This window comes from Actinomycetota bacterium, from assembly GCA_030776725.1.
In the GTDB taxonomy this organism is placed as follows: domain Bacteria; phylum Actinomycetota; class Nitriliruptoria; order Nitriliruptorales; family JAHWKO01; genus JAHWKW01.
Map to the genome: position 1 here is coordinate 1 of JALYHG010000112.1, position 4929 is coordinate 4929.

At 69.8% G+C, this 4929-nt stretch carries 5 protein-coding genes and 1 tRNA gene; 2 read left to right on the forward strand and 4 right to left on the reverse strand.

Annotation, left to right across the window (positions count from 1 at the left end; all coding sequences use genetic code 11):
• From M3N57_05180 to leuS, 3 genes are all read right to left on the reverse strand, one after another.
• Positions 1-196, reverse strand: a 196-nt coding sequence (locus tag M3N57_05180; protein ID MDP9022088.1) for a hypothetical protein, incomplete at its 3' end; no start/stop codon positions are given.
• Between the two features lie 170 nt (positions 197-366).
• Complete coding sequence (locus M3N57_05185; GenBank protein ID MDP9022089.1) at positions 367-987, reverse strand: ComEA family DNA-binding protein; 621 nt, start codon at positions 985-987, stop codon at positions 367-369.
• Positions 988-1067: 80 nt separating this feature from the next.
• A complete protein-coding gene (gene leuS, locus M3N57_05190) occupies positions 1068-3563 on the reverse strand; it encodes a leucine--tRNA ligase (protein ID MDP9022090.1) in 2496 nt (831 codons plus the stop codon).
• 135 nt (positions 3564-3698) lie between these two features.
• Between leuS and M3N57_05195 the strand changes: the two genes are divergently transcribed.
• Positions 3699-3771 (forward strand) — tRNA-Ala (locus M3N57_05195).
• A 200-nt stretch (positions 3772-3971) separates the two neighbouring features.
• Here M3N57_05195 and M3N57_05200 read toward each other — a convergent pair.
• Complete coding sequence (locus M3N57_05200; GenBank protein ID MDP9022091.1) at positions 3972-4310, reverse strand: hypothetical protein; 339 nt, start codon at positions 4308-4310, stop codon at positions 3972-3974.
• A 141-nt stretch (positions 4311-4451) separates the two neighbouring features.
• On the opposite strand from M3N57_05200, the gene M3N57_05205 reads away from it, so the two are divergent.
• Positions 4452-4929, forward strand: a 478-nt coding sequence (locus M3N57_05205; protein ID MDP9022092.1) for a hypothetical protein, incomplete at its 3' end; no start/stop codon positions are given.

The following is a 4929-nucleotide window of genomic DNA, read 5'->3' on the forward strand; positions in this document are numbered from 1 at the left end:
ACGCCAGACCGCGACGGGCGCGGGGACCGGCATGCGCGGCGACCGCTGCGGTCACGACTCCCACGGCCGTGACCAGCGCAGCGAGGACCGGACCGGCGCGGGCCAGCAGCTGGGAGATCGCTCCGGCCGCGACCAGTGCCACGACCGCCCACACCGCCACCGGCCCCACCGCCTGCCGCGCGGGGGAGCGGGTCACCGGCGTCCCTGGACAGCGGTCTTGGGCGTCGGAAGGAAGCTGCTGCCGCGTCGCTCCCGCGCAGCGCCGCGGATCTGGTCACCTCCCATGCGGGGGGCCTTCCCCCCGGGAACGCCGTTCCGGCTCGGTCTCAGGAGGCCGAAGACCCTCTCCCGTTCGCGGAGCGCCGCTCACCGGACGAAGACCCGCTCGGCCAGCTTCTGGAAGGTGCGCTCGCCGATGCCCGGGACGTCGCGGAGCTGACCCACGTCGGCGAACGGGCCGTGGGCATCGCGCCACGCGACGATCCGCTCGGCGAGCACCGGGCCGATCCCGGGCAGCTCCTCGAAGTCGTCAGCGGTGGCGGCGTTGAGATCCACCCGTCCATCAGCGTCGCGTGGCTCCACAGCGGTCGGCGCCGGTGGTCCGGGACCAGCGGTGAGCGGCACGACGACCTGCTCACCGTCCGTGAGGACCCGAGCCATGTTCAGCGCGTCGAGCGCTGCGTCGAACCGTGGGCCGCCGGCGGCGGCGATCGCATCGGCGACCCGTGCGCCGCCCGGGAGACGCACCACGCCGGGGTCTACGACGCCACCAGCGACGTGAACGGTGACCGGGCCTGGCGCCGGGCTCTCCAGCGACACGGGCGCCGTTGCCAGCGTGGACGAAGGCGCACCGCCCGACCACCACACCAGGGCGGTGGCCAGCGCCGCCCCTGCCAGGAGCACTGCTAGACCAGCGGCCTCCGCCGGGCTGGCATCCAGCCACGCTGCGACGGTCCGCAGACGTCCAGGTGAGCGGTGCGGGTCCACGCCCCAAGCGTGGGCCGCCCGGAGCCCGAAGGTGGGGATCGCCGCCGTGTGCGCTGTGGACGGCGGCGACCGACCTCACGTCACCCGGGGCGGGTCACCACGTTCACGAGGCGGTCGGGGACCACGATGATCTTGACGATCTCTCGCCCCTCGACGTGGCGGGCGACGTTGTCGGACGCGAGCGCGGCGGCTTCGAGGCTGGCCTGGTCGGTGCCGGCTTCGATCGTGAACTTGTCGCGGACCCTGCCGTCGACCTGCACGACGATCGGGATCTCCTCCTCGACCAGCAGTGCTGGATCCGCCTGCGGCCACGGCGTGTCGTGGACCGACCGGTCATGGTCGAGCCGCTCCCACAGCGCTTCGGTCACGAAGCACGCCACCGGGGCCAGGAGCGTCAGCAGCGCTTCGATCGCCTCCCGAACGGCGGTCCCGCGCACCCCGTCGCGACGTGCGGCGCTGACGGTGTTGGACAGCTCCATCAGCTTGGCGATCGCCGTGTTGTACTTGAACGCGTCGTAGTCGTCGGACACACCGGCGATGGTGCGGTGCGTGGCTTTGCGCAGCACCTCGACCTGTTCGGCGCTCCCGGCGTCGGCGTCGTCGTCGAGGTGGTCCAGCGTCAGGCGCCATACCCGCGACAGCCACCGGTACACGCCTTCCGGTGAGACGTCGGCCCAGTCGATGTCGGCCTCGGGCGGGCCCGAGAACAGCATGGTGGCCCGCAGGGTGTCGGCGCCGTACTGCTCGTACACCTCGCCGGGCACCACCAGGTTGCCGCGGGACTTGCTCATCGCGGCGCCCTCCATGATCACCTGCCCCTGGTTGAGCAGCCGCACGAACGGTTCGTCGAAGGACAGCTGGCCGAGGTCGCGCAGAGCCTTAACCAGGAACCGGCTGTACAGCAGGTGGAGGATGGCGTGCTCGACCCCGCCGGTGTACTGGTCCACCGGCAGCCAGCGGTCGACCAGTCCCGGGTCCCAGGGCCGCTCGGTGTCGTCGGGTGACAGGTAGCGCAGGAAGTACCACGACGAGTCGACGAACGTGTCCATCGTGTCGGTCTCACGCTCGGCGGGTTCCCCACAACGCGGACACTGGGTGTTCACGAACCCGTCGTGACGCGGCAGCGGCGATCCTCCCTCGCCGGAGAACTCGACGTCGTCGGGGAGCCGCACCGGCAGGTCGTCGTCGTCGACGGGGACCTGGCCGCACGAAGCGCAGTGGACGATCGGGATCGGGGCGCCCCAGTACCGCTGGCGCGACACCAGCCAGTCGCGGAGCCGGTAGTTGACCTGCGGCCGTCCGAGCCCTCGTTCGTGCAGATCCGCCGTGATCCGCCGTTTCGTCTCCGGCCACGGCAACCCGTCGTAGGGTCCGGAGTTGACCGTGACGCCCTCACCGACGTGCGCCGTGGTCATCGTCTCGGGATCCGGCGCACCGTCCGGCGCGCCGTCCTCGGCGACCACCACCCGCACGGGCAAACCGTGCTCGCGCGCGAACTCCAGGTCGCGTTGGTCGTGGGCGGGTACCGCCATGATCGCGCCGGTCCCGTACTCCATCAGGACGTAGTCCGCGGCGAACGCCGGGATGCGCTCGCCGTTGACCGGGTTGACCATGTCGAACGACAGGCGGATGCCCCGCTTGCCGCGCGCCTCGGTCGACAGCCGCTCGAGCTCCGAGCGTGTCGAGACCTCGTCCATGAAGGCCCGGTAGTCGGGATCATCGCCCATCTTCTCGGCGACCAGCGGGTGCTCCGGTGCGAACACGAAGTAGGTGGCCCCGTACAGCGTGTCGGGTCGCGTCGTGAACACCACGACCTCCTCCCCGCTGTCTGCGACCGTGAAGGTCACCTCCGCCCCCTCGGAGCGGCCGATCCAGTTGCGCTGCATCACGCGGACCCGCTCAGGCCAGTGGCCTTCGAGCCGGTCGAGATCGTCGAGGAGTTCCTGCGCGTACTGGGTGATACGGAAGAACCACTGGGTGAGCGGGCGGCGGACGACCTGCGCGTCGCACCGCTCGCAGCGGCCGTCGATCACCTGCTCGTTGGCCAGGACCGTGGCGTCGTTCGGGCACCAGTTGACGGGCGCCTCGGCGCGGTAGGCCAGGCCGGCGTCGTACAGCCGCAGGAAGATCCACTGCGTCCAGCGGTAGTACTCGGGGTCGGACGTGTGGATGACCCGATCCCAGTCGAACGAGTAGCCCAGCCGGATGATCGACTGCTTCTGCTGGTCGATGTTGGCGTAGGTCCAACCCTTGGGGTGCAGCCCCCGCTTCATCGCCGCGTTCTCCGCCGGGAGGCCGAACGAGTCCCAGCCGATCGGGTTCAGGACCGCTTTCCCGGTCATGCGTGCGTGGCGGGCGAGCGCGTCGTGGATGGAGAAGATCTCGGCATGGCCCATGTGCAGGTCACCGGATGGGTACGGGAACATCGTCAGCGCGTAGAAAGGCTCGCCGGTGGCGTCTTCCGTCAACGAGTAGGTGCGTTCCTCGTACCAGCGCTCCGCGATCGGGGGCTCGAGCGTGAGCGGCGTGTAACGCTCCGGCTCCCCGGTCCGGGCGTTCGCGGCGTGCTCTGCCATCCGGGACGGTCTCCTGACGGTGGGTGCGACCGTATGGTGCCGCTCGACCGTGCGCAGTCCCAAAGCGCGAGGCAGGGGTGCGGGGTCAACTGCGGGGCGGTACGCTCGACGCGGCGGCCGTTGGTCGCCGCTCCCGGGCCCGTAGCTCAGTTGGAAGAGCGCTGCCATGGCATGGCAGAGGTCGTCGGTTCGATCCCGATCGGGTCCACTCCGCTAGACGCCTGCAACTGCCGGGATCCGGCGCTTCCGCTTCCGCCGCTCGCGCGCCGTCGCGTCTCGGTCCCCCTCTCAGGCCGCCACAGTGCGCACCGAGGTCCCCGGTCGGCATCCCCGAGATGGTCATCCGCCGGGTCCCGGCCGCCTGGTACGACGGATGCCCTGCACGACAGCTTCGACGTCGTTGACCAGCTAGAGCAGGTTGGCTGCCACGACCAGAGCCAACACTGACGACACAGCTAGGCCGACGGTCAGACGATTCGGTCGTATGGCAGCGACCGGACACAGTAGGGCGATGACGCCCCCGATCGTCGCGAAGACCGTGAACTCCCCGTTGACGGATGCGTTCGATCCACCGACCCCGGCAACGAAGCCCCGCACCATGAAGGACCCGACGACGACCCCCAGCCCAAGCAGGCAACCCACGGTTCCAAGGATTCCCCGTACGACCTTGGAGAGCGGAGTCGAACTGGAGTCGTCGTCGTTCGTTGGGACCTCAACGCCGTTGTCCACGACGCCAAGTATGACCAACGTCAACTCTCGTCGGTCCGTACGGTGACGGTCCCCGGGCGCTCACGCGGGCGACTCCGCAGGGTGAATGTGGCCGGTCGCGATCGACGGACCGGTCTGGCGGCTGGCTACCGTGTGGCGCCGCCGGGGTTGGGAGTGAGGGTGGCTGACGGGGTGGCTGCGGAGGATCCGGGCTGGCGTCAGGCGGTGCGTCGATTACTGCCGTTCTTCCTGATGCCGGTTCTCGTCACGAAGAAGTCGTCGTCGGACGAGCCACGGATCGTGGTGCTGCGGACGGTCTTCCTGGCCTTCGTTGTGGGCCTCTTCGGGTTCCTGATCGTCGTCTCGGTGCTGTTCCCGTTGACCTCAGCCGGGCGGGTCGAGGCGGTGGTGTACGCGCTGGTCGGGGTGGGACCACTGACGCTCACGGCGATCCCGTGGGCGCGTCGCCGGTTGTTGGACTTCTGTGGAACGCCATCGGAGCTCGCCGGGACCTACACCAACAGCGTCTTCCTCAGCATCGCCTTCGTCGAGTCGGCAGCCCTGTCGGGATTCGTCGCCACGTTCCTCGCCGAGGCGGTTTGGCCTTACCTGGTGGGCATGCTGGTCGCCCTCGTCGGCTTCTCTGCGCTGGCACCAA